Raw genomic sequence first — 22960 nt, forward strand, 5'->3', positions numbered from 1 at the left:
CGCATCACACTCGCCACCTGCCACCCAGCGGGCTACCACTCAGCGGGCTGCCAGCCCTGCCTGGTGCAGACCACCGGCCAGGGCCTCGGCGTCCTTGCCCACCACCAGGTGCCACACGCCATCGGCTACTCGCATCACGCCGTGACAACCCAGCTGCGCCAGCGCCTGCTCGTCCAGCGCACCGTCGCTGCCGACCTCCAGGCGCAGACGGGTCGCCGCCCGGGCTTCCAGCGCGCGAACGTTGTCCGAGCCACCCAGCGCTCGGGTCCAGGCGTCTATCTGCTCGTCATTGAGACTCTTGGCGCTCACCACCTTGGGGACGCCGGTGGCGATAGGTGCGGGGTCGGCGCCCACCGGCGGGGTCCGGCCCTCGGCGGCCATGGCGGCGCGAATCTCATCGGACACGCTGTCGGCGATGGGGCCCAGGATGACCTGGATGCCACCTCCGCCGAGGCGCATGATGCCACGCGAGCCCAGCGCCTTGAGTGCCGGCTCGTCGATCTGCTCCGGCTCCTTGAGCACCAGCCGCAGGCGTGTGGTGCAGGCACCGACGGCCTCGAGGTTGGCGGCACCGCCGAGTGCCGTGACGAAGGCCGGCCCCCGCTCGCCCAGGTCCTCGGCTTGTACCTTGGCGCCCTCGTCCATCGGCTCACGCCCTGGCGTCGGCAGATCGAAGCGCACGATCGCCCAACGGAACAGCACGTAGTAGACGCTACCGATCGCCAGCCCCACCGGCAGCATCAGCCAGCCGTTGGTGGACAGACCGTAGGACAGGGCGTAGTCGAAGGCGCCGGCCGAGAAAGTGAAGCCAAGCTTGACGTCGAGCCACTGCATGATCGCCATGCTCAGCCCGGTCATCAGCGCGTGGAAGGCGTACAACAGCGGCGCCAGGAACATGAAGGTGAACTCGATCGGTTCGGTCACCCCGGTCAGGAAGGCGGTCAGCGCCAGCGACATCAAGAGCCCGCCGACCTGGGCGCGACGGCCCTTGTCTGCGGTGTGGTACATGGCCAGTGCCGCCGCCGGCAGACCGAACATCATCACCGGGAAGAAGCCGGCCATGAAACCACCCGCCGCCGGGTCACCGGCGAAGAAGCGATTGAGGTCACCGGTGGCGTCACCGAAGCTGCCGAACACGAACCACACAAAGCTGTTGAGCACGTGGTGCAGGCCGGTGACGATCAGCAGTCGATTGAGCGCACCATAGACGAACTTGCCAAAGGCGCCGGCGTCGATCAGCCAGTGTCCCAGGGTGTCGATGGCGTGCTGGATCGGCGGCCAGCCCCAGCCGAAGGCGATCCCCAGCACCACCCCGGCAAGGCCGGTGGCGATGGGCACGAAGCGCCGTCCGCCGAAGAAGGCCAGATAGTCGGGCAGTTTTATCGCCTTGAAGCGGTTGTACAGAAGCCCGGCCACGGTACCCATGATGATGCCGGCCAGCACCCCCATGTCGATCTCGGGGTTGAGGCTTTGCAGCACCGCGTCCAGCACCAGATAGCCGATCACCCCGGCGAGCCCCGCCGCGCCGTTGCTGTCGTCGGCAAAGCCGACGGCGAGGCCGATGGCGAAGATCAACGCCAGGTTGGCGAAGATCGCCTGACCGGCGCTGGCGACGAAGGCGATGTCCAGCAGGTCCGGCTGGCCCAGGCGCAGCAGCAGGCCGGCCACCGGCAGCACCGCGATCGGCAGCATCAAGGAGCGCCCGAGCAGCTGAAGCGCCGCCATCAGGCGTGAACCAAAGGAGGTGGTCATGTCAGGATCCTCTCGGGTGTGGGTTCGACGTCGAGGGCGGCGTCCACCAGCGGTGCCAGAGCCTTGCGCACCGAGGCCGCATCGGGCATCGCCAGCAGGGTGTCGATTTCACGCGCGATCACGGCGGCATCAAGCCTGCGCAGGCGGGCCTTGACCGAAGCGATACGCGACGGCTCCACCGACAATTCCGACACGCCCATGGCGACCAGCAGCGGGCCGGCCAGGTCGTCTCCCGCCGCGGCGCCACACACCCCCACCGGGCAGCGGTTGGCGGTGCCCGACAGGGTGGCCTGGATCAGCCGCAGCACTCCGGGATGCAGCACGTCGGCCTGGGCCGCCAGCTGAGAATCCTCGCGGTCCATGGCCAGGCCATACTGGGTCAGGTCATTGGTGCCGATCGACAGGAAGTCCGCGACCTTGGCCATGGCGGCGGAGCACAGCGCTGCGCTGGGCACCTCGATCATGGCGCCGAGCAGCGGCAGTTCGGTCAGCCGCATCTCGGCGGCCAGCGCCTCCATGCGTTCGCGTACCCACTCGAGTTCGCTGGCGTCGCTGACCATCGGCACCATGATGCGCAGATGACGCAAGGGCTTGACCCCAAGCAAGGCCCTCAACTGGGTGTCCAGCAGGGCCGGTTGGGTCTGCCACAGGCGCATGCCGCGCACGCCCAGCGCCGGATTGGGGACGGCGGGCAGGGTGAGGTACGGCAGCTGCTTGTCGGCGCCGATATCCAGAGTACGGATGATCACCGGCCTGGACCCCAGCGCATCGACGCTGGCCTGGTACTCCTGGCGCTGGTCATCTTCTTCGGGCGCGGCGTCACGCCCCAGAAACAGAAATTCCGAGCGCATCAGGCCGACACCATCGGCGCCACAGTCGCTGGCCTGGCGGGCTTCCTCGGCGCTGCCGATATTGGCCGCCACCTCGACCATGCGGTTGTCCCGGGTGACCACCTCCAGGTGAGCCTCGGCGCGTTCTTCCTCGGCGCGCGCCTGGCGGGCGGCGATGTCCGCCACCACCTGATCGCGACGCGCCTGGTCGGGCTCGAGTTCCAGCCGGCCGTTGTCGGCATCCAGCACCACCGCCCGATCCAGACACGACTCGGTCGCTTCCATCAGGCCGCCGCCCATGGCGACCAGGCACGGCAATCCCCTGGCCCTGGCCATGATGGCCACGTGGGAGGTGGTGCCACCAGCGGCCAGGCATATCCCTGCCGGCTTGAGCGCACAGAGATCGACAAAGGTGGACGGTGTCAGATCTTCTGCGACGACGATGGCGCCGGGGGTGATATCACCGAACCCACTGCCCTCGCCTTCGCTGAATTCCAGCATCACCTGGCGTTGCAGATCACGCAGGTCGGCGATCCGCCCGATCAAGATGGGGTTACCAGTGGCCCGCAGCCGATCGGCCTCGGCGTCCAGCGCCTCGCGCCAGGCCTGGCCAGGGCTTAGTCCCTCTTCCAGGCGGCTGATCGACGAGGCCACCAGATCAGGGTCTTCAAGCCACGCCTGGTGCGCCTCGAACACCTCCGCCTCAGCGGTCTGGCCGCTGCGCTCGGCGCGCTCTCGGGCAGCCTCCAGTTGACGCCCGACGCGCTCGAGCGCCTCTTTCAGACGCGGACTTTCCAGCTTGCGCCCCAGCCCTTCCAGCGGTACCTCGGGTAACTTGACCGACAGTGTCGCCAGCGGACCGGTCGCGATCCCGGCGCTGGCGACAAGACCTGCGAGCTGTCCGGCGGGCAGATCGACGCTGGGCGCTGCCGATGATGTGGCGGCCTCCGCCTGCCCTGGGCCATGCCCTTCCGGGGTGGTCAACAGCGCCATCGCTGCCGCCAGGGCCGCGTCGGCCTGACGCCCCTTTACTCTGATGACCACCTCGTCGCCGCACTCGAGGCCCAGGTTCATCAGAGCGCTGACACTATCCGAACTGGCCGTGCGAGCGTCTCGCAGCAGGCTCAGGCTCACCTGGTGATCACGCGCGATGGCACGCAGGCGTGCCGCCGGCCGGGCGTGCAACCCTGACTCGATCGCCAGTACCAGGGAGCGCTCCAGCGCCTGGCCATCGCCGCCTTCTTCATCGGTGACATCATCGGCAAGCCTTTCGGGGCCCAACACCACCAGCGGATCACCGCGCTGGACGATATCGCCGGCACGCAGGTCCAGCGACACCCACTCACGACCTCCGGCATCCAGCACCACCAGTGGTGTCACCAGCGATACCGCCTCGCATACCAGTTGATCCACATCGAAGTAGCACAGCGGCTCGCCCGCCTCGATGCGCTGGCCCAGGCTGACGCAGGGCTCGATGCCCTTGCCTTCGAGGGCGACGGTGTCGAGGCCAAGATGAACCAGTACCTCGACGCCCTCGTCGCTCTTGATGGTGAAGGCGTGATGGGTACGGGCACACTGAATCACCTCGCCGGCGCAGGGCGCGTGCAGGCAACCGCCCAGGGGATCCAGGGCGATGCCCTGGCCGAGGGTACCCTCGGCAAAGACCGGGTCCGGCACGTCGGCCAGGGGGACTACCACCCCCTTGACCGGCGCCACCAGAGTGACATTGCTGGAAGTCATGATCGGCTCCGTATGATTGTCGTAGTGATTAGAGCGTGCAGGTCACCTTGCGCAGGTGCCTCGGTTGATCTGGATCGATACCGCGAGCCTCGGCCAGGCGGGCCACCATCGGATAGAAGCTCTGGATCACCGACAGCGGCTCCAGCGCCTCGTGACCCGCCGAGGTCAATGTCAGATGGCGCTTGGGCACACGGTCGTCGGCGGCCAGCAGCACCTTGGCACCCACGCTCTCGAGCCACTCGGCCAGCTCCAGCAAGCCCTGCTGTTCGGCGCCGGGGGGGGCGAACACCAGTACCGGGTAGCCTGGCTCGATCAGCGCCATGGGGCCGTGCTTGACCTCGGCGCCACTGAAGGGCTCTGCCTGAATGGCGCAGGTTTCCTTGAACTTGAGCGCCGCCTCCTGGGCGATGCCAAGCCCGGTACCCCGGCCGATGACCATCAGCCGATCGGCGTCCTTGAGCGCCTCTACCGCCGGGCTCCAGTCCTGGGCGGCGGCGTCGGTGAGGCGGTCGGGCAGCTCATTGAGCGCCCCCAGCAGCATGGCGCTCTCGTTCCAGTGGGCCATCAGCTGGGCACCGGCGGACAGGGTCGCCAGGAAGCTCTTGGTGGCCGCCACACTCTTCTCTTCACCGGCAAACAGCGGCACTTCCAGATCGCTCGCCCGGCCCAGTGGTGACTCCGGCGTATTGACCAGTGCGATGGTGGTGGCGCCACCCTGCTTCAGCGCCTCCTGGCTCGCCACCAGGTCGGGACTCTGGCCCGACTGGGAGATGGCGATGGACAGCTGGCCGGCCAATCGCCAGGGCGTACGCGACAGGGTCGACAGTGACGGCGGCAGCGAGGCCACCGGAATGCCGCGAGTCTGCATGCACAGGTAGGCGAGATAGCTGGCGGCGTGATCAGAGCTGCCCCTGGCCACGGTGACGGCGCCTGTCGGCGGCTCGGCACGCAGGCGATCACCCAGTTCCCGCAGCACTGTCTGGTTACGCGTCAACTGACCGCGCAGGCGTTCCGGCGCGTTCAGCGCCTCTTCAAGCATGAGTGACATGGGGTTCTCCAGAGACAAGACGACCGTCCAGATGGACAGAGGTAAGGGTGAGTTCGGGGTCGAGGGTCACGATGTCGGCGCGGGCCCCGGCCTCCAGGCGACCGATGTCACGGCGCCCGAGGAAGTCCGCGGGAAAGCGCGACAGCCGATCCGAGGCCTCGGCCAGGCTGAGCCCGACACTGACGAAGTTGCGCAGCGCCTGATCCATGGTCAGGGTGCTGCCGGCCAGGGTGCCGTCGGCCAGACGCACGCCGCCCAGGCACTTGGTCACCTTCTGCTCGCCCAGGCGGTAGTCGCCGTCGGGCATGCCAGCCGCCGCGGTGGAATCGGTCACCGCATAGAGCCGCGGAATACAGCGCAGCGCGGTGCGAATGGCGCCGGGATGTACATGCAGCAGATCGGGAATGATCTCGGCGTACTCGGCGTGGGCCAGCGCCGCCCCGACCATGCCCGGCTTGCGGTGGTGCAGCGCGGTCATGGCGTTGAACAGGTGGGTAAAGCCGCAGGCGCCGTGGGACAGCGCCTCGACACCTTCTTCGTAGCTGCCCAGGGTATGGCCCAGCTGGACGCGCACGCCCTTGTCGGTGAGGTGACGGATCACCTCGCCATGCCCGCTGATTTCCGGTGCCAGGGTGATCAGCAGGATGGGCGCCAACGCCATCAGTTCATCCATTTCGGCGACGCTGGCGACCTGGGCGTGGGCCGGCTGGGCGCCGAGCTTGCCAGGATTGATGAAGGGCCCTTCGAGGTGTACGCCGAGCACCCGGGAAGCCGCGGGGTCCGGGGCTTCCATATAGCCTGAGATCTCGCCCAGCACCGCACGCACCTCTTCCGGGCGCGCGGTCATGGTGGTCGCCAGCAGGCTGGTGGTGCCAAAGCGCAGGTGAGTGCGGGCGAGCGTCGAGACGGCCTCGCGCCCCTCCATGGCGTCGGCTCCGCCACCACCATGCACGTGCAGGTCGACGAAGCCAGGGATCAGCCGAGGGGCATCATTGGTAGAGGGGTCCACGGGCGAGCCCTCGATGGCGGCGATCCGGCCCTGTTCCAGCCGAATCTCACCCAGGCGCCAGCCCTCGGGGGTCAGCACGTTGCCGGCAAGGCGGGTGGGAGCGGTACTCATGGCGGTCTCCTAGCGGGCGAGTTCGACGGTGAAGTCGTAGTAGTCGGTACGGCAGTAGGTGGTGGTCAGCTCCGCCGGGGTGTCGTCGGCCAGGTAGCCCAGCCGCGTCACCTTGAGCAGAGCCTGGCCTTCGGCCACCTGGGCAAGCCCGGCGAGTTCGGCGTCGGCATTGACCGCGGTGACCTGCTGACGGGCACGCACGATGGGGCGACCAGCCTGCTCGAGCCATTGATACAGCGAGACGTCGACCGCCATGGGGTCCGGCAGCACCGTGACCGGCAGGCAGCTCTCCTCCACCGCCATCACCACGTCATCGGCCAGACGCAGGCGCTTGAGTCGCGACACCTGGGCATTGCTCGACAATCCCAGGCGTAGATTCTCCTCGGAGCTCGGCTGGCAGCGCTCGCGTCGCAGCCACTCGGAGCGCGGCGAAAACCCCCGCTGGATCAGCATGTCGCTGAAACTCGCCAGCCGGGTCAGCGGCTGATCCATGCTGGGGCGAATAAAGGTGCCGGAGCCGCGGTCGCGTCGGATCAGGCCGCTTTCCTCCAGCTGGTCGAGGGCCTTGCGCGCCGTGATGCGTGACACCGCCAACGCCTCGGCGAGGTTGCGTTCCGACGGCAGCGCCTCTCCAGCGCGCCAGCTGCCACTGCGGATGGCCGCCTCCAGGCCGTTGGCCAGCTGGCGGTACAGCGGCGTGGCAAGCGAGGCGTCGAGGTGCAGGTGCTCGAATCGTGAATCCATGGCGGCGTGGTCCCTGGGAGCTTGGTGATAACCACTATAGCTCCACCTAGAGACCAATTGAATACCAATCTAATACCACATTGGTCGAACCCTGACTGTGCATTTCACGGCGACCCACACGCCCCCTCAACTCCTCTACCGAGGTATTCCCACGGGAGCGAAAGGAGGCGTAGCAAGGATGCCGCGCAGGAATCGGTGAAATTTTGCCGGATACCGTTTCCAACCCCTTGATTTGTGGCCTCGGGCTCCACGGGGTTTGGCCGGGGCTGCAACAATCCGTATAGTGGCCCCCTTATTCCCGCCACTCGATCGTGACCATGCTGCAGAACAACGCCTTGCTGGCTCAGCTCAAGCAACAGATCCGCGATAACACCCCCCGCGTCACGGGTGTCATCAAAGCCACCGAAAAGGGCTTCGGCTTCCTCGAGTGCGAGGACGGTGCGTCCTATTTCGTGCCGCCCCCCGCCATGAAGAAGGTGCTGCACGGCGACCGCGTCGAGGCAGTGCTGCACGAGGAAGGCGAGCGCAAGTCGGTGGAACCCGACACCCTGATCGAGAGCAACATGCAGCGCTTCGTTGCCCGGGTGCAGAAGCGCGATGGACGCCTGGCGGTGGTGCCTGATCACCCGTCGATCAAGACCGCCATGAAGGCACGCATCAAGCGCAGCCTCGAGGAAGACGCCATCGGTGACGGCGACTGGGTAGTGGCACGTCTGGTGCGCCACCCGCTCAAGCCCGACGATCGCGCCTTCTTTACCCAGATCGACGAGCTGGTGGCCAAGACCGATGATCCCGCAGTGCCCTGGCGCGTCACCCTGGCCCGCCACGCCCTCGAGCAGGAATGCCCCGACGCCGGCAACGACTGGCCGCTGCGCGACGAAGGCCTGGAGCGAGAGGACCTGACCGCCGAGCCCTTCTTCACCATCGATGGCGAGAAGACCCGGGACATGGACGACGCCTTGCGCGTCGAGGTCCGCGAGGACGGCGGCTGGCGCCTGTCGGTGGCCATCGCCGACCCCACCGCCTACGTCGAGGAAGGCCACGCCGCCGACCTCGAGGCCCGCACCCGCGCCTTCACCGTCTACCTGCCGGGCCAGAACGTCACCATGCTGCCCGAGCAGCTGGCCGACGATCTGTGCTCGCTGCACGAGGGCCAGGAGCGCCCGGTGCTGGCCTGTCGCCTGAACGTCAACGCCGATGGCAGCCTCGGTGACTATCAGTTCTTCGCTGCCACCGCGCGTTCACAGGCTCGCCTGGTCTACGACAACGTCTCTGACTGGCTCGAGGGCCAGGGCGACTGGGCACCCGACGACACCATCGGTGAACAGCTCAAGGCCCTCCGCGATCTGACCGAGGCACGCACCGCCTGGCGTCAGGAGCACGCCCTGGTGTTCAAGGACCGTCCCGACTATGTCTTCGACCTGGACGAGGCCGGCAACGTGCTGGCGATCCGCACCGAAGAGCGGCGCATCGCCAACCGCATGATCGAAGAGTCGATGATCGCCGCCAATGCCTGCTGTGCGGCGTTGCTAGCCGACAAGGTCGGTCACGGCATCTTCAACGTCCATCGTGCCTTCGAGGACGACAAGGCCGAGGCCGCCCAGAGCTTCCTGGCGACCCAGGACATCGCCGTCGAGCGTGAGGCGCTGACCGACCTGTCGCGCTACAAGGAGCTCAAGCGTGCGCTGGAAAGCCGCGACGATGCCTGGCTCGACGCCCGCCTGCGCAAGTTCCAGGGCTTTACCGCCATGTCCGCCCAGCCGGGCCCGCACTTTGGCCTGGGACTGGCCGCCTACGCCACCTGGACCTCGCCGATCCGCAAGTACGGCGACATGGTCAACCACCGCCTGATCAAGCGCGTGCTCAAGGGCGAGCAGGCGCCGAAGGAGGCCAGCGTCGAGCTGACCGAGCAGCTCACCGAGCGTCGTCGCCTCAACCGCCTGGCCGAGCGCGACGTCAAGGACTGGCTCTACGTGCGCTACCTGACCCCGGCGGCCAAGCAGCAGGACGTGTTCGATGCCGAGATCATCGCCATCAACCGCGGCGGCATGCGGGTACGCCTGACCGCCAACGGCGCCACCGCCTTCGTGCCGGCACCGCTGATGCACGCAGATCGCGACAAGGTGGTGGTCGACGACAAGGAAGGCCGCATCCAGATCGAGGGCGAGGAGCGCTTCAAGCTCGGCGACGCGGTACGCGTCGCCCTGACCGAAGCCAAGGAAGAGACCCGCTCACTGGTGGCCCAGCCCGCCGCCTGAGCGATCCTTCCTGCTCGGTCGCGGCGGTAACACCGCTATCGACCTGGAAGTACAGAAAACGGCGACCTTCGGGTCGCCGTTATTCGTTCTCCGCCCGGGCGATTCTTCCAGGCACCTTTCCCTGTCGCTGAACTGACTTATTTCCCTCGTAGGCTCATGGCAATGACGCGCTCGCCATGGAGGCCCCTTTTGCATCTCGCCGACGTCACCATGTTTCACGCCCCCGCCAGCGGCGGCGTACGCACCTACCTTCAAGCCAAGCACCGGGTGTTTTCGCGCTTCCCGCAGTTGCGCACCAGTCTGCTGGTGCCGGGGGCCGAGCGAGACAGCCTCGGCGACCATCACCAGTTGCCTGCACTGCGCATCCCGCTGGGCCAGAGCTACCGCTTTCCGCTGCGCCGCCGGCCCTGGCGCGACGCCCTGGTGGAGCTATCGCCGGATCTGATCGAAGCCGGCGACCCCTACGTCACCGCCTGGGCGGCACTGGACGCCGGCCAGCGTCTCGGCGTGCCGGTGGTGGGCTTCTACCACTCGGACCTTCCTCGGTTGATGGGGGATCGCTTCGGGCCGATGGTGCAGCGACGGCTGGAGCGCTACGTGGTCGACCTTTACCGCCGCTTCGACAGCGTACTGGCGCCCTGCCAGGCGATGGCCGACCGTCTGACATCCTGGGGCGTCAAACGGGTGCGGGTGCAGCCCCTTGGCGTCGATCTGGCGACCTTTCACCCGGACAGGCGCGATCCCGAGCTCAGGCGCAAGCTGGGCCTGGACAATGACAGCCGTCTATTGGTGTTCGTCGGGCGCTACTCACGAGAAAAGAACATCGAGGTGCTGCTGGACACCGCCAGGCGCCTTGGGCCTCCCTACCACCTGCTGTTGATGGGCCCCGGCATGCCCACCGAGGTGCCCGCCAACGTCAGCGTCATCAATCGCTGCGTCGGCGTGCATGAGGTCGCCCGTGCGCTCGCCTCCAGTGATGCCCTGCTGCACGCGGGCACCCGCGAGACCTTCGGGCTGATCGCCCAGGAAGCCATGGCCAGCGGCATCCCGGTGATCGGCGCCAGGGCCGGTGCGCTGATCGAGAACGTGCCATTGGGCGGCGGCGTGCTATGTCAGCCACATTCGGCAGCCGCCATGGCCGAGGCCACCGAGGCGCTGTTCGCCAATGATCCGCGCTCGGCCGGGCGCCACGCTCGGCGCTTCGTCGAGCGCCAGTTCGACTGGGACAAGGTGATGATTTCGCTGCTCAACCATTACGAAGCCGTCATCGATCCGGTCTGCCCGCGCGATCGGCGCCATGGCTAGGTTTGGGCCAACACCATCGCTGGACAGGCGCGTGCGTGCCCCTGCCGGGATACGATCGCGCCTGTGGTGGAAGGCCGCCCTGCTGATCCTGACCCTGGCCATCACCCTGCTGCTGCCGTGGTGGCTAGGGGGCGCCGGCACCTTCACTGCGGTCATTGCCTTCCCGCTGCCCCTGCTGGCGCTGATGGTAGCCCTGGCGGTGATCTGCTGGAACCTCAACGCGGCGCGCCTGCGCCTGATGCTCGACGGACGAGCCGGCCGCCTCGGTCAGGGCGGTGCCCTGGCGATCGAGATGTCGTCGAAGTTCGCGCTGTGTGCCACCCCCGCTGGAAGCGGAGGCGTCGCCACCCTGCTGTGGCTGCTGGCACGACGCGGCTATCCGCCGGCCCAGGCCTCGGCCATCTTTCTGGTCGATCAACTGGCCGACATGCTGTTCTTCAGCCTGATGCTGGGCGTACTGGTGTCGCTGTCGATGAGCGGACTGGCCAGCTGGCCTCACCAGGCCCTGGTCGAGGCCTCCCTGGCGGCGCTGCTGCTGGCGCTTGTGGTGTTTGCGGTGGTGATCGTGTGGCTACCCTGGCTGCTGCGCCATGTCCCTCCCCCTCCCTTTGTCGGCTCGGGGCCCAGGCGCTGGATGACCCGACGCCTGCTGCGCTGTCGCCGGACCCTGGCGAGTACGCTTGCGCTGCCCAAGGGCGTGCTGATGGCGATCTTCGCGCTGTGCTGCCTGCACTGGCTTGCGCGCTATAGCCTCCTGTATCTGGCGGTGCTGGGGGTGGGCGGCGGCGCCGACTGGGCCTGGACCTTTCTGGTGCAGATGCTGGCCATGGCCGCCAGCCAGTTGAGCGTGCTGCCGGGCGGCGCCGGCGCCGCGGAGGTCAGCGTAGGCGCCCTGCTGCTGCCGCTGATGGCCCGAGAGCAGGCCGCGGCGGCGGTGATCGTCTGGCGCCTGGTCAGCTACCACCTCTATCTGGTGGCGGGCGCGCCGGTGTTCGTGGCACAGGTGGTCGGCTGGTGGCGCACGCGGGCCAATCAATCGTCGCCTCGTCCCTAACGCCTTCCGCGTACTTCCCCCTTCGACCCGCCCCTTCGTCGCATCTGGTGGAGTTCCAGCCACAAAAAAGGCCACCCGGAGGTGGCCTTTATTCTGACGCTTATTCTGACGGTAGGACCGCTTACCAGCCGGTCGCTTCCTTCAGGGCGTCGCCGATCTCGGCCAGGGAGCGCACGGTCTTGACGCCCGCGGCTTCCAGGGCGGCGAACTTCTCGTCCGCGGTGCCCTTGCCACCGGCGATGATGGCGCCGGCGTGGCCCATGCGCTTGCCGGGAGGAGCGGTGACACCGGCGATGTAGGACACCACCGGCTTGGAGACGTGCTCCTTGATGTAGGCAGCAGCCTCTTCCTCGGCGGTACCGCCGATCTCACCGATCATGACGATGGCCTCGGTCGCCGGGTCCTTCTCGAACATCTCGAGGATGTCGATGAAGTTGGAGCCCGGGATCGGGTCGCCGCCGATGCCCACACAGGTGGACTGGCCGAAGCCGTGGTCGGTGGTCTGCTTGACCGCTTCGTAGGTCAGGGTGCCGGAGCGCGACACGATACCGACCTTGCCCGGCTTGTGGATGTGACCCGGCATGATGCCGATCTTGGTCTCGCCCGGGGTGATGACACCGGGGCAGTTCGGACCGATCAGACGCACGCCCAGCTCATCGCACTTGACCTTGACGTCCAGCATGTCGAGGGTCGGGATGCCTTCGGTGATGCACACGATCAGCTTGATGCCGGCGTTGGCGGCTTCCAGGATGGAATCCTTGCAGAACGGGGCAGGCACGTAGATCACGCTGGCCTCGGCGCCGGTCTGCTCGACGGCTTCCTTGACGGTGTTGAACACCGGCAGGCCCAGGTGCTCCTGGCCGCCCTTGCCCGGGGTCACGCCGCCGACCATCTGGGTGCCGTACTCGATGGCCTGTTCGGAGTGGAAGGTCCCCTGTCCGCCAGTGAAGCCCTGGCAGATGACCTTGGTGTTCTTGTCGATCAGGATGCTCATTACTTGCCCTCCGCTGCCTTGACGACCTGCTGAGCCGCATCGGTGAGGCTCTTGGCAGCGATGATGTTCAGACCGCTGGAGGCCAGTTTCTCGGCACCCAGCTCGGCGTTGTTACCTTCCAGACGCACCACGACCGGCACATTGACGCCGACCTGCTCGACGGCACCGATGATGCCTTCGGCGATCATGTCGCAACGCACGATGCCGCCGAAGATGTTGACCAGCACGGCCTGCACGCTGTCGTCGGACAGGATGATCTTGAACGCCTCAGCCACGCGCTCCTTGGTGGCGCCGCCGCCGACGTCAAGGAAGTTGGCCGGCTGGCCACCGTGGAGCTTGATGATGTCCATGGTGCCCATGGCCAGGCCAGCGCCGTTGACCATGCAGCCGATGTTGCCTTCCAGGGCGACGTAGTTCAGGTCCCACTGGGCAGCGTTGGCTTCACGCTCGTCTTCCTGGGACGGGTCACGCATTTCCTGCAGATCCGGGTGACGGTACAGGGCGTTGCCGTCCAGGTTGATCTTGGCGTCGAGGCAGTGGAGATTGCCTTCGTCGGTGATCACCAGCGGGTTGATCTCCAGCAGCGCCAGATCCTTGTCGTGGAACATCTTGGACAGACCCAGGAAGATCTTGGTGAACTGCTTCACCTGCGCGCCTTCGAGGCCGAGGGCGAAGGCCAGCTCACGCGCCTGGTAGGGCTGAGCGCCGACCAGCGGGTCGATCTCGGCCTTGAGGATCTTCTCGGGCGTCTCTTCGGCGACCTTCTCGATCTCGACACCACCTTCGGTGGAGGCCATGAAGACCACACGCTGGGTGCCACGGTCGACCACCGCGCCAAGGTACAGCTCATTGGCGATGTCGGTGCAGTTCTCGACCAGAATCTTGGCGACCGGCTGACCGTTCTCGTCGGTCTGGAAGGTCACCAGGTTCTTGCCCAGCCACTGCTCGGCGAAGGCCTTGGCTTCGTCCGGGCTCTTGATCAGCTTGACACCACCGGCCTTGCCGCGGCCACCGGCGTGGACTTGGGCCTTGACGACCCACATGTCGCCGCCGATCTTCTTGCAAGCCTCATAGGCTTCTTCGGGGGTGTCGCAGGCGAAGCCCTTGGAAACGGGCAGACCATAGTCGGCAAACAGCTGCTTGCCTTGATACTCGTGAAGGTTCATCGATTCATGCCATTGGTTGCATGTGACTCGAACGGCGACCCACCCTGCCCCGAGGGACGAAAGTCATCGGGTCGCCACCGACCGCCACCGATACATGGTCGGCGGCGATGCGCTCGCGGAAAACACCGGCAAGCCTGCCAAAACTGCACAGGCTTGCCTAGGATTACCGGGCGCTTGTTGTCTTGCTAGCGCTTCTTGCGGTTGGCCACGTGGATGGCGTGACCTTCCACCGCCAGCGCCGCCTCGTGCACCGCCTCGGACAGGCTCGGGTGCGCGTAGCAGGTCAGCGCCAGATCTTCGGCGCTGGAGCCGAATTCCATGGCGATGACACCCTGGGCGATCAGCTCACCGGCGTGCTGACCGACGATGTGCATCCCCAGGATGCGATCGGTCTCGGCGTCGGCGATGATCTTGGCCTGGCCTTCGGTGGCGTTGTTGGCCATGGCACGGCCACTGGCGGCGAACGGGAAGCTACCGGTCTTGACCTTGATACCGGCGGACTTGGCGTCCTGCTCGTTCATGCCGACCCAGGCCACCTCGGGGTGGGTGTAGATCACGCTGGGAATGGCGTCATAGTTCATCTGCGCCTTGTGGCCTGCGATGATGTCGGCCACCATCACGCCCTCTTCGGAGGCCTTGTGGGCCAGCATGGGGCCACGCACGCAGTCACCGATGGCGTAGACGCCCGGCACGCTGGTGCGGCACTGGTCATCGACGTGGATGAAGCCGCGCTGATCCAGCTCGACGCCCAGGCCGTCGGCTACCACGCCCTTGGTGTAGGGACGACGGCCGACACAGACGATCAGCTTGTCGAAGGTCAGTTCCTTCTCGCCCTCGTTGTCCTCGTACTTGACGACGACTTCCTCACCCTTGACCTCGGAACCGGTCACGCGGGCGTTGAGCTTGATGTCCAGACCCTGCTTCTTGAGCAGCTTCTGGGTCTCCTTGGCGATGGCCGAGTCGACCATCGGCAGGAAGCTGTCCATCGCCTCGAGCACGGTCACTTCGCTGCCGAGGCGGCTCCACACGCTGCCGAGCTCAAGGCCGATGACGCCGGCGCCGATGACGCCCAGACGCTTGGGCGTCTCCTGGAACTCGAGGGCGCCGGTGGAATCGACGATCAGACCCTCGGTCAGCGGGGTCGGCGGGATCTCCACCGGCACCGAGCCGGCGGCGATGACGATGTTGTCCGCCTCGACGGTGCTGGACTCGCCGTCCTTGTCGGTGACCTCGACCTTGTTCTTGGCCACGACCTTGCCGGTACCTTCGATGGCGGTGACGCCATTGGCCTTGAACAGCCCGGAGATGCCGCCGGTCAGCTGCTTAACGATCTTGTCCTTGCGCGCCATCATCTTGGACACGTCCATGCTGACGTCGCCGGCCTGGATGCCCATGTCGTCGAAGTCGTGCTGCGCCTCGACGAACTTGTGGGAGGCCTCGAGCAGTGCCTTGGACGGGATACAGCCCACGTTCAGGCAGGTACCGCCGTGCACCACCTTGCCTTCCTTGCCGATCCACTTCTCGACGCAGGCGGTCTTCAGACCCAGCTGAGCAGCACGGATGGCGGCCACGTAGCCACCCGGGCCCGCGCCAATGACGATCACATCATACTTGTCGGCCATGTTGGCTCCTGTTCGTTCTGTGTGCAGAGGCTCTGCAGTAAATCCCTGTCGCTGCCACGGTCTGGCTCAGATTTCCAGCAGCAGACGCGCCGGATCCTCGAGCAGCTCCTTGATGGTGACCAGGAACTGTACCGCATCCTTGCCATCGATCATGCGGTGGTCATAGGACACTGCCAGATACATCATCGGGCGAATCTCGACCTTGCCGTTGACCGCCATCGGACGCTCCTGGATCTTGTGCATGCCGAGGATCGCGGTCTGCGGCGGATTCAGGATCGGGGTCGACATCAGCGAGCCGAAGATGCCGCCGTTGGTGATGGTGAAGGTACCACCCTGCATGTCCTCGATGCCCAGCTTGCCTTCGCGTCCGCGCTTGCCGAAGTCGACGATGCCCTTCTCGACGTCGGCGATCTTCATGCTGTCGGTATCGCGCAGCACCGGCACTACCAGGCCACGGTCGGTGGATACGGCCACACCGATGTCCTGATAACCGTGGTAGACGATGTCGTCACCGTCGATGGAGGCGTTGACGTCAGGGAAGCGCTTGAGCGCCTCGGAGGCCGCCTTGACGAAGAAGCCCATGAAGCCGAGCTTGACATCGTGTGCCTTCAGGAAGGTGTCCTTGTACTGGGAGCGCAGCTCCATCACCGCACCCATGTCCACCTCATTGTAGGTGGTCAGCATGGCAGCGGTCTGCTGAGCCTGGACCAGACGCTTGGCGATGGTCTTGCGCAGACGGGTCATCGGCACGCGCTTCTCGGGGCGCTCGCCTTCCACGGCCGGGGCTGCGGTGGCGCCGGAGCTGGCCTTCTTGGCCGGCGCGGACTTCTTGGCGCCGCCGTCCTTGACCGCCTTGAGCACGTCTTCCTTGAGGACGCGACCGTCCTTGCCGGTGCCCTTGATGGCACTGACGTCGAGGTCGTGCTCGGCGATCAGCTTGCGCGCGGCAGGCGCCACGATCTTGTCACCGACCTGCTCGTCGCTGTCGCCATCGTCGGCGCTGGCCTTGGGCGCTTCCTGATCGGCGGTATCGGCAGAGCCACCGCCTGCACCCACCTCGAACACCGCCAGCACGGCCTCGGACTCCACGGTGTCGCCTTCCTCGATCTTGATCTCGGCCAGGGCGCCATCTTCCGGTGCGACCACCTCGAGCACGACCTTGTCGGTCTCGATCTCGGCCAGCACTTCGTCACGCTTGACCGCTTCGCCGACCTTCTTGGTCCAGCTGGCGACGGTCCCTTCCTGCACCGACTCGGGGAAGCTCGGCGCCTTGACGTCGCGCTTCTCGCCGCCGCCCTTGGGCGCTTCGGCCGACTTCTTCTCGGCCTTGTCGTCGGACGCTTCGGAAGCGTCTTCCTTGGCGTCGTCCTCGTCTTTCTCGGACGACTCCTCGGACGCTTCCTTGGACTCGCCGCCGCCTTCACCGATGCGGCCCAGGACCTGCTCGGACTCCACGGTGTCGCCTTCTTCCACCAGCACCTCTGACAGGGTGCCGGCTTCCACCGCCACCACCTCGAGCACGACCTTGTCGGTCTCGATCTCGACGATCAGTTCGTCACGCTCGACGCTGTCACCCGGCTTCTTGTGCCAGGTACCTACGGTGCCTTCGGCAACGGATTCCGGAAAGGATGGTGCCTTGATCTCGGTAGCCATGTCGTATCCTTAGTGTTCTCTCTCTTCCCGATGGTCGCCTTAGAGATTGAAGGCGTCTTCCACCAGTTGGCGCTGCTGTTCGGTGTGAACGGACATGTAGCCCGCCGCGGGAGCCGCCGATGCCGGACGTCCGGCAAACTTCAGCTGACCGCCCAGGCCGTCCTTGAGCGAATCGGCGACGATGCGCAGATTGTGCTGCATGGAATACCAGGCGCCCTGGTTCAGGGGCTCTTCCTGACACCAGACGATGTCGGTGACGCCGCTGTAGTCCTTGAGCGTCTCGATCAGCTCTTCCTTGGGGAACGGATAGAGCTGTTCGACGCGCACGATCGCTACATCGTCACGCAGGTTCTCCTCGCGCCAGTTGGCCAGATCGTAGTAGACCTTGCCCGAGCACATGATGATCCGCTCGACCTTGGACGCATCACGCTGTCCCTGGTCGGGCAGCACCATGTTGAAGCTGCCGTTGGCGAGGTCCTCGAGGCTCGAGGTGGCTTCCTTGTGGCGCAGCAGGCTCTTCGGCGACATCACCACCAGCGGCTTGCGCAGCGGGCGAATCACCTGACGGCGCAGCAGGTGATAGATCTGCGCCGGGGTGGTCGGCACGCACACCTGCATGTTGTGCTCGGCGCACAGCTGCAGGAAGCGCTCGAGACGCGCCGAGGAGTGCTCGGGGCCCTGCCCTTCGAAACCGTGGGGCAGCAGCATGGTCAGGCCACACAGACGGCCCCACTTGGTCTCGCCGGAGGAGATGAACTGGTCCACCACCACCTGGGCGCCGTTGAAGAAGTCACCGAACTGCGCTTCCCAGATCACCAGCGCGTTGGGCATGGTAGTCGAGTAGCCGTACTCGAACGCCAGCACCGCCTCCTCGGAGAGGAAGGAGTCATGGATGGTGAAGCGCGGCTGACCGTCCGCCATGTGCTGAAGCGGCACGTAGGTGGAACCGTCGGCCTGGTTGTGGATCACCGCATGGCGGTGCGAGAAGGTACCGCGTCCGACATCCTGACCGGTCAGGCGAATCGGGTGCCCCTGCTCGAGCAAGGTGGCGTAGGCCAGGGTTTCGGCGAAGCCCCAGTTCATCGCCAGCCCACCGCCCTGCATCTTGCGGCGATCATCATAGATCTTGGCGACCTGACGCTGCACCTTCACCCCGTCAGGGATCTCGCACATCTTGGCGGCGAGCTGCTTGAGCCGCTTCATGTCGAAGGTGGTATCGGCATGCCCGGTCCACTCGTGACCGAGGTACGGCTTCCAGTCGACGAACAGTGAGGTGTTGGGTTCCTGCACCAGGGCATTGGCCACGTGATTGCCGGCGACCAGATCATCGCGATACTTCTCGACCACCGCCTTGGCTTCGTCTTCGCTGAGCACGCCCTGCTTGACCAGGCGCTCGGCGTAGATCGCACGAGAGGACGGATGGTCCTTGATCTTGCGGTACATCATCGGCTGGGTGCCGGAGGGCTCGTCGGCCTCGTTGTGGCCGCGGCGGCGGTAGCACACCAGATCGATGACCACGTCCTTCTTGAACTGCTGACGATAGTCCAGGGCCACCTGGGTCACGTGGAGCACCGCGTCGGGATCGTCACCGTTCACGTGCAGGATCGGCGCCTGCACCATCTTGGCGATGTCGGTGCAGTACTCGGTGGAACGCGCGTCCTCGGGATGCGACGTGGTGAAGCCGACCTGGTTGTTGATGACGATGTGCACCGTGCCACCGGTCTTGTAGGCACGGGTCTGGGACATCTGGAACGTCTCCATGACCACGCCCTGACCAGCGAAGGCGGCATCGCCATGGACGTTGATCGGCAGCACCTTGCCGCCATCGACATCGTCGCGGCGATCCTGGCGAGCGCGCACCGAGCCTTCCACCACCGGCGCCACGATTTCGAGGTGCGAGGGGTTGAAGGACATCGCCAGGTGAACCTCACCGCCCGGCGTCATCACGTTGGAGCTGAAGCCCTGGTGATACTTGACGTCACCGGAACCGCGCTCGATCAGCTTCTTGCCGTCGAACTCGTCGATCAGCTCGCCGGGGTTCTTGCCGAGGATGTTGACCAGCACGTTGAGGCGACCGCGGTGGGCCATGCCGATGACCACTTCCTTGGTGCCGTAGCTGCCCGCGCGCTGGATCAGCTCGTCCATCATCGGAATGAAGGTCTCGCCACCCTCAAGGCCGAAGCGCTTGGTGCCCGGGTACTTGGAGGCCAGGTAGCTTTCCAGCCCTTCGGCCGCGGACAGCCGCTCGAACAGCTGCTTGCGGCGATCATCACCATGGTCCGGAGCCGAGCGCACCGACTCGAAACGCTGTTGCAGCCAGCGCTTCTCTTCGGTGTCGACGATATGCATGAACTCGCAACCGATCGAACGGCAATAGGTGCGATCCAGCGCATCGACGATTTCCTTGAGCGGCGCCTGGTCCTTACCCAGGAAGAAGGAACCGGTCTGGAACTCGGTATCGAGGTCGGCCTTGGACAGCTGGTGGAACGCCAGATCCAGGTCAGGCACCGGCTTCGGATCACGCAGCCCCAGCGGGTCGATGTCGGCCTTCTGGTGGCCCCGGAAGCGATAGGCGTTGATCAGCTGCAGGACCTTGACCTGCTTGCGGCTCTCTTCGCTGTCGACGGTCGCGGCGCCGGCAACGGCGGTGCGACGTTCGCGGCCAAGCTGATAGAACTGATCACGGATCGGTGAGAGGGGGGTCTCGTCGGACGGGGCGCCTTCCTGGCGTGACAACTCGTCGAAGTAATCGCGCCATTCATCGGAGACGGCGCTAGGGTCGTCGAGGTACTGCTCATAGAGCGCTTCCACGTAGTGGACGTTGCTGCCCGTCACGTGAGAGGAGCGCCACATCAACTCCATTATGCCTTGTTGCATCTCTCGGTCACCCTGCACTGATGGGGTGGTAGTGGGCTCGATGCTCGTGATCTACCGCGGGCGTGGCGCAGGCCCCTCAGTGGAAGGTGTCCTGCCCATCGTCACCCTTGGCACTGACCATCATCGAGCGCCCTGGTGGTTCTGCCGCGGTCATCGGGGCCGCGGTCGATCTGCCTAGCGGTCTTGCATCATGCTCAAAAGCCGGTGCCCATGGCACCGGCTCCTGACGCTATCATCCGGGGGCGCGACAGGATGCCGCGCCCCGGACCGAGCCCATGATAACAAGCCCGGCGCCACGATTTAAGTGGCATTCGCCAGCAACATCTCACGGATCTTGCCGATCGCCCGAGTCGGGTTAAGCCCCTTGGGGCAGACCGCCACACAGTTCATGATGCCGCGGCAACGGAATACGGAGAACGGATCCTCCAGCTCCGACAGACGCTCCTGGGTCGCCGTATCGCGGGAATCCGCGAGGAAGCGATAGGACTGCAGCAGGCCGGCGGGACCGACGAACTTCTCCGGATTCCACCAGAACGACGGGCACGAGGTCGAACAGCAAGCGCACAGGATGCACTCATACAGACCGTCGAGCTTGTCGCGCTCTTCCGGAGACTGCAGGCGCTCGATGGCCGGCGCCGGCGTGTCATTCTGCAGGTACGGCTGGATCTTTTCGTACTGCTTGTAGAACAGCGCCATGTCGACCACCAGATCACGAATGACCGGCAGACCGGGCAAGGGACGCAGCACCAGCTTGTTGTTCTTGACCACCTCGGACAGCGGGGTGATACAAGCCAGGCCGTTCTTGCCGTTCATGTTCATGCCGTCACTACCACAGACGCCTTCACGGCAGCTGCGACGGAAGGCCACGGAACTGTCGTCCTCCTTGATCATCTCAAGCAGGTTCAGCACCATCAGGTCGCGACCCTGGGTATCGACCTCGAACTCCTGCATATAAGGCGCGGAGTCGGTTTCCGGGTTGTAGCGGTACAGGGATACCTGAAGCTTGGACATGTTGACTCCCCCTTAATAGGTACGGATTTTCGGCTCGAACTTGTCGACGGTCTTCGGCGCGAAATTGACATCGCGCTGGCCGACCCGCTTCTCGCCGGGGAAGAACATGGAGTGCTTCAGCCAGTTGGCGTCGTCACGATCCGGATAGTCGTAGCGGGAGTGCGCACCGCGACTCTCCTTGCGCTCCAGTGCCGCGATGGCGGTGGCCTCGGCCACTTCCATCAGGTTGTCGAGCTCGAGCGCCTCGACCCGGGCAGTGTTGAACGCATGGGACTTGTCGGCCAGATGGGCGTTGGCGATCCGTCCACGCAGTTCGGCCAGCTTCTCGACGCCCTCGACCATGTTCTTCTCTTCGCGGAACACGCCGAAGGAGTTCTGCATGATGCTCTGCAGCTCGCGCTTGAGCTCAGGCACGCTCTCGCCGCCTTCGGACTCGTTCCAGCGAGTGATGCGCTTCATCGCGGTCTCGATGTCGGACTCGCGGGCATCCAGGTACTCGATGCCTTCATTGAGCGCGCTCTCGATGTACATGCCGGCGGCACGCCCGAACACCACCAGATCCAGCAGCGAGTTGCCGCCCAGGCGGTTGGCACCGTGCACGGAGACACAAGCTGCCTCGCCACAGGCGTAGAGACCATTGATGATCTGGTCGTTGCCGTCGGCATCCTGGGCAATCGCCTGACCATGCACGTTGGTGGCAATACCACCCATCATGTAGTGGCAGGTCGGCACCACCGGGATCGGCTCCTTGGCCGGATCCACGTGGGCGAAGGTCTTGGCCAGCTCGACGATACCCGGCAGACGCTTGGACAGCACCTCTTCGCCCAGGTGGTCGAGCTTTAGGAAGACGTGATCGCCGTCTTCGCCGCAACCACGGCCTTCGAGGATTTCCATGACCATGGAACGCGCAACCACATCGCGGCCGGCCAGGTCCTTGGCGTTCGGCGCATAACGCTCCATGAAGCGCTCGCCGTCCTTGTTGACCAGATAGCCGCCTTCGCCGCGACAACCTTCTGTCACCAGCACACCGGCACCGTGGATACCGGTCGGGTGGAACTGCCACATTTCCATGTCCTGCATCGGCACACCGGCACGCAGCGCCATGCCGATACCGTCACCGGTGTTGATCAGGGCATTGGTGGTGGAGGCATAGATGCGACCGGAACCGCCGGTGGCCAGCACGGTAGCCTTGGACTTTACGTGCACCACTTCACCGGTCTCGATATCCATGGCGATACAGCCGACCACGTCACCGTTGGCGTTCTTCACCAGGTCGACGGCGTACCATTCATTGAGAAAGGTGGTGTTATTTTTCAGATTGTTCTGGTACAGCGTGTGCAGCAGAGCGTGTCCGGTACGGTCGGCCGCGGCGCAGGTACGGGCCGCCTGGCCGCCTTCGCCAAAGTTCTTGGACTGACCGCCGAACGGGCGCTGATAGATCCGCCCATTGTCGAAACGGGAAAACGGCAGGCCCATGTGCTCGAGTTCGAACACCGCCTTCGGCCCCTCGGAACACATGTATTCCGCAGCGTCCTGGTCGGTGATGTAGTCACCGCCCTTGACGGTGTCGTACATGTGCCAGCGCCAGTCGTCGTTGGGGTCGGAGGAAGCGATGGCACAGGTAATGCCGCCCTGGGCGGACACGGTGTGCGAACGCGTCGGGAAGACCTTGGACAGCACCGCGGTCTTCTTGCCGGACTTGGCCAGCTCCAGCGCCGCACGAAGGCCGGCACCACCGCCACCGATGATGATGGCGTCAAAGGTCAAACTACGCATGGTTGACATG

At 65.5% G+C, this 22960-nt stretch carries 15 protein-coding genes; 3 read left to right on the forward strand and 12 right to left on the reverse strand.

The annotated features are described in order from the left end of the window. Positions 1–39 precede the first annotated feature (39 nt). The 5 genes from nagE to NH448_RS23500 are packed head-to-tail and all read right to left on the reverse strand — an operon-like array spanning position 40 to position 7234. A complete protein-coding gene (nagE, locus tag NH448_RS03100; RefSeq protein ID WP_045992938.1) occupies positions 40–1752 on the reverse strand; it encodes an N-acetylglucosamine-specific PTS transporter subunit IIBC in 1713 nt (570 codons plus the stop codon). After that, positions 1749–4322 carry a phosphoenolpyruvate--protein phosphotransferase gene (gene ptsP / locus NH448_RS03105; protein ID WP_253028413.1) on the reverse strand — a complete coding sequence of 858 codons (2574 nt, stop codon included), beginning with the start codon at positions 4320–4322 and terminating at the stop codon, positions 1749–1751. Before ptsP ends, nagE begins: the two co-directional genes overlap by 4 nt. 28 nt (positions 4323–4350) lie before the next feature. Further along, the gene (locus NH448_RS03110) at positions 4351–5370 is read right to left on the reverse strand and encodes an SIS domain-containing protein (protein ID WP_157033054.1); all 1020 of its coding nucleotides are present in this window, start codon (positions 5368–5370) and stop codon (positions 4351–4353) included. Then, positions 5354–6490, reverse strand: a complete 1137-nt coding sequence (gene nagA, locus NH448_RS03115) for an N-acetylglucosamine-6-phosphate deacetylase (protein WP_045992940.1) — start codon at positions 6488–6490, stop codon at positions 5354–5356. Before nagA ends, NH448_RS03110 begins: the two co-directional genes overlap by 17 nt. Positions 6491–6499: 9 nt before the next feature. Further along, entirely contained in the window at positions 6500–7234 is a 735-nt protein-coding gene (locus tag NH448_RS23500; protein WP_045992941.1) for a GntR family transcriptional regulator, read from the reverse strand. A 317-nt stretch (positions 7235–7551) separates the two neighbouring features. Between NH448_RS23500 and NH448_RS03130 the strand changes: the two genes are divergently transcribed. The 3 genes from NH448_RS03130 (at position 7552) to NH448_RS03140 (ending at position 11851) form a co-directional block, all read left to right on the forward strand. Next, positions 7552–9492: an exoribonuclease II gene (locus tag NH448_RS03130; protein ID WP_045992942.1), complete on the forward strand. Its 1941-nt coding sequence runs from the start codon at positions 7552–7554 to the stop codon at positions 9490–9492. Positions 9493–9681: 189 nt separating this feature from the next. Further along, entirely contained in the window at positions 9682–10797 is a 1116-nt protein-coding gene (locus NH448_RS03135) for a glycosyltransferase (RefSeq protein ID WP_045992943.1), read from the forward strand. 31 nt (positions 10798–10828) lie between these two features. Then, positions 10829–11851 carry a lysylphosphatidylglycerol synthase transmembrane domain-containing protein gene (locus NH448_RS03140; protein ID WP_239452551.1) on the forward strand — a complete coding sequence of 341 codons (1023 nt, stop codon included), beginning with the start codon at positions 10829–10831 and terminating at the stop codon, positions 11849–11851. A 121-nt stretch (positions 11852–11972) separates the two neighbouring features. Here NH448_RS03140 and sucD read toward each other — a convergent pair whose 3' ends face one another. The 7 genes from sucD to sdhA form a co-directional block, all read right to left on the reverse strand. Continuing rightward, entirely contained in the window at positions 11973–12845 is an 873-nt protein-coding gene (sucD, locus tag NH448_RS03145; protein WP_045992944.1) for a succinate--CoA ligase subunit alpha, read from the reverse strand. Continuing rightward, positions 12845–14011 (reverse strand): ADP-forming succinate--CoA ligase subunit beta, encoded by a 1167-nt coding sequence (gene sucC, locus NH448_RS03150; RefSeq protein ID WP_045992945.1) that lies wholly within the window; start codon positions 14009–14011, stop codon positions 12845–12847. Before sucC ends, sucD begins: the two co-directional genes overlap by 1 nt. A 185-nt stretch (positions 14012–14196) precedes the next feature. Then, complete coding sequence (gene lpdA, locus NH448_RS03155) at positions 14197–15633, reverse strand: dihydrolipoyl dehydrogenase (protein WP_045992946.1); 1437 nt, start codon at positions 15631–15633, stop codon at positions 14197–14199. A 66-nt stretch (positions 15634–15699) separates the two neighbouring features. Then, on the reverse strand, positions 15700–17286 hold the full coding sequence (gene odhB, locus NH448_RS03160; RefSeq protein ID WP_045992947.1) for a 2-oxoglutarate dehydrogenase complex dihydrolipoyllysine-residue succinyltransferase: 1587 nt from the start codon (positions 17284–17286) through the stop codon (positions 15700–15702). A 39-nt stretch (positions 17287–17325) separates the two neighbouring features. Beyond that, positions 17326–20163, reverse strand: coding sequence for a 2-oxoglutarate dehydrogenase E1 component (locus tag NH448_RS03165; protein ID WP_045992948.1), 2838 nt, complete (start codon positions 20161–20163; stop codon positions 17326–17328). Between the two features lie 300 nt (positions 20164–20463). Next, positions 20464–21174, reverse strand: coding sequence for a succinate dehydrogenase iron-sulfur subunit (locus NH448_RS03170; RefSeq protein WP_045992949.1), 711 nt, complete (start codon positions 21172–21174; stop codon positions 20464–20466). A gap of 12 nt (positions 21175–21186) precedes the next feature. Next, positions 21187–22959 (reverse strand): succinate dehydrogenase flavoprotein subunit, encoded by a 1773-nt coding sequence (sdhA, locus tag NH448_RS03175; protein ID WP_045992950.1) that lies wholly within the window; start codon positions 22957–22959, stop codon positions 21187–21189. Between the last annotated feature and the right edge of the window lies 1 nt (position 22960).

Origin of the sequence: Halomonas sp. OfavH-34-E (assembly GCF_024124525.1) — a bacterium.
In the GTDB taxonomy this organism is placed as follows: domain Bacteria; phylum Pseudomonadota; class Gammaproteobacteria; order Pseudomonadales; family Halomonadaceae; genus Halomonas; species Halomonas litopenaei.

What these genes read in the sequence shown, in the direction of transcription:
- ptsP (WP_253028413.1), bottom strand. Translation starts at nt 4,322, where the DNA reads ATGACTTCCAGCAATGTCACTCTGGTGGCGCCGGTCAAGGGGGTGGTA.
- NH448_RS03130 (WP_045992942.1), top strand. Translation starts at nt 7,552, where the DNA reads ATGCTGCAGAACAACGCCTTGCTGGCTCAGCTCAAGCAACAGATCCGC.
- NH448_RS23500 (WP_045992941.1), bottom strand. Translation starts at nt 7,234, where the DNA reads ATGGATTCACGATTCGAGCACCTGCACCTCGACGCCTCGCTTGCCACG.
- sucD (WP_045992944.1), bottom strand. Translation starts at nt 12,845, where the DNA reads ATGAGCATCCTGATCGACAAGAACACCAAGGTCATCTGCCAGGGCTTC.
- NH448_RS03110 (WP_157033054.1), bottom strand. Translation starts at nt 5,370, where the DNA reads ATGTCACTCATGCTTGAAGAGGCGCTGAACGCGCCGGAACGCCTGCGC.
- NH448_RS03170 (WP_045992949.1), bottom strand. Translation starts at nt 21,174, where the DNA reads ATGTCCAAGCTTCAGGTATCCCTGTACCGCTACAACCCGGAAACCGAC.
- sdhA (WP_045992950.1), bottom strand. Translation starts at nt 22,959, where the DNA reads ATGTCAACCATGCGTAGTTTGACCTTTGACGCCATCATCATCGGTGGC.
- nagE (WP_045992938.1), bottom strand. Translation starts at nt 1,752, where the DNA reads ATGACCACCTCCTTTGGTTCACGCCTGATGGCGGCGCTTCAGCTGCTC.
- NH448_RS03165 (WP_045992948.1), bottom strand. Translation starts at nt 20,163, where the DNA reads ATGCAACAAGGCATAATGGAGTTGATGTGGCGCTCCTCTCACGTGACG.
- odhB (WP_045992947.1), bottom strand. Translation starts at nt 17,286, where the DNA reads ATGGCTACCGAGATCAAGGCACCATCCTTTCCGGAATCCGTTGCCGAA.
- sucC (WP_045992945.1), bottom strand. Translation starts at nt 14,011, where the DNA reads ATGAACCTTCACGAGTATCAAGGCAAGCAGCTGTTTGCCGACTATGGT.
- lpdA (WP_045992946.1), bottom strand. Translation starts at nt 15,633, where the DNA reads ATGGCCGACAAGTATGATGTGATCGTCATTGGCGCGGGCCCGGGTGGC.
- nagA (WP_045992940.1), bottom strand. Translation starts at nt 6,490, where the DNA reads ATGAGTACCGCTCCCACCCGCCTTGCCGGCAACGTGCTGACCCCCGAG.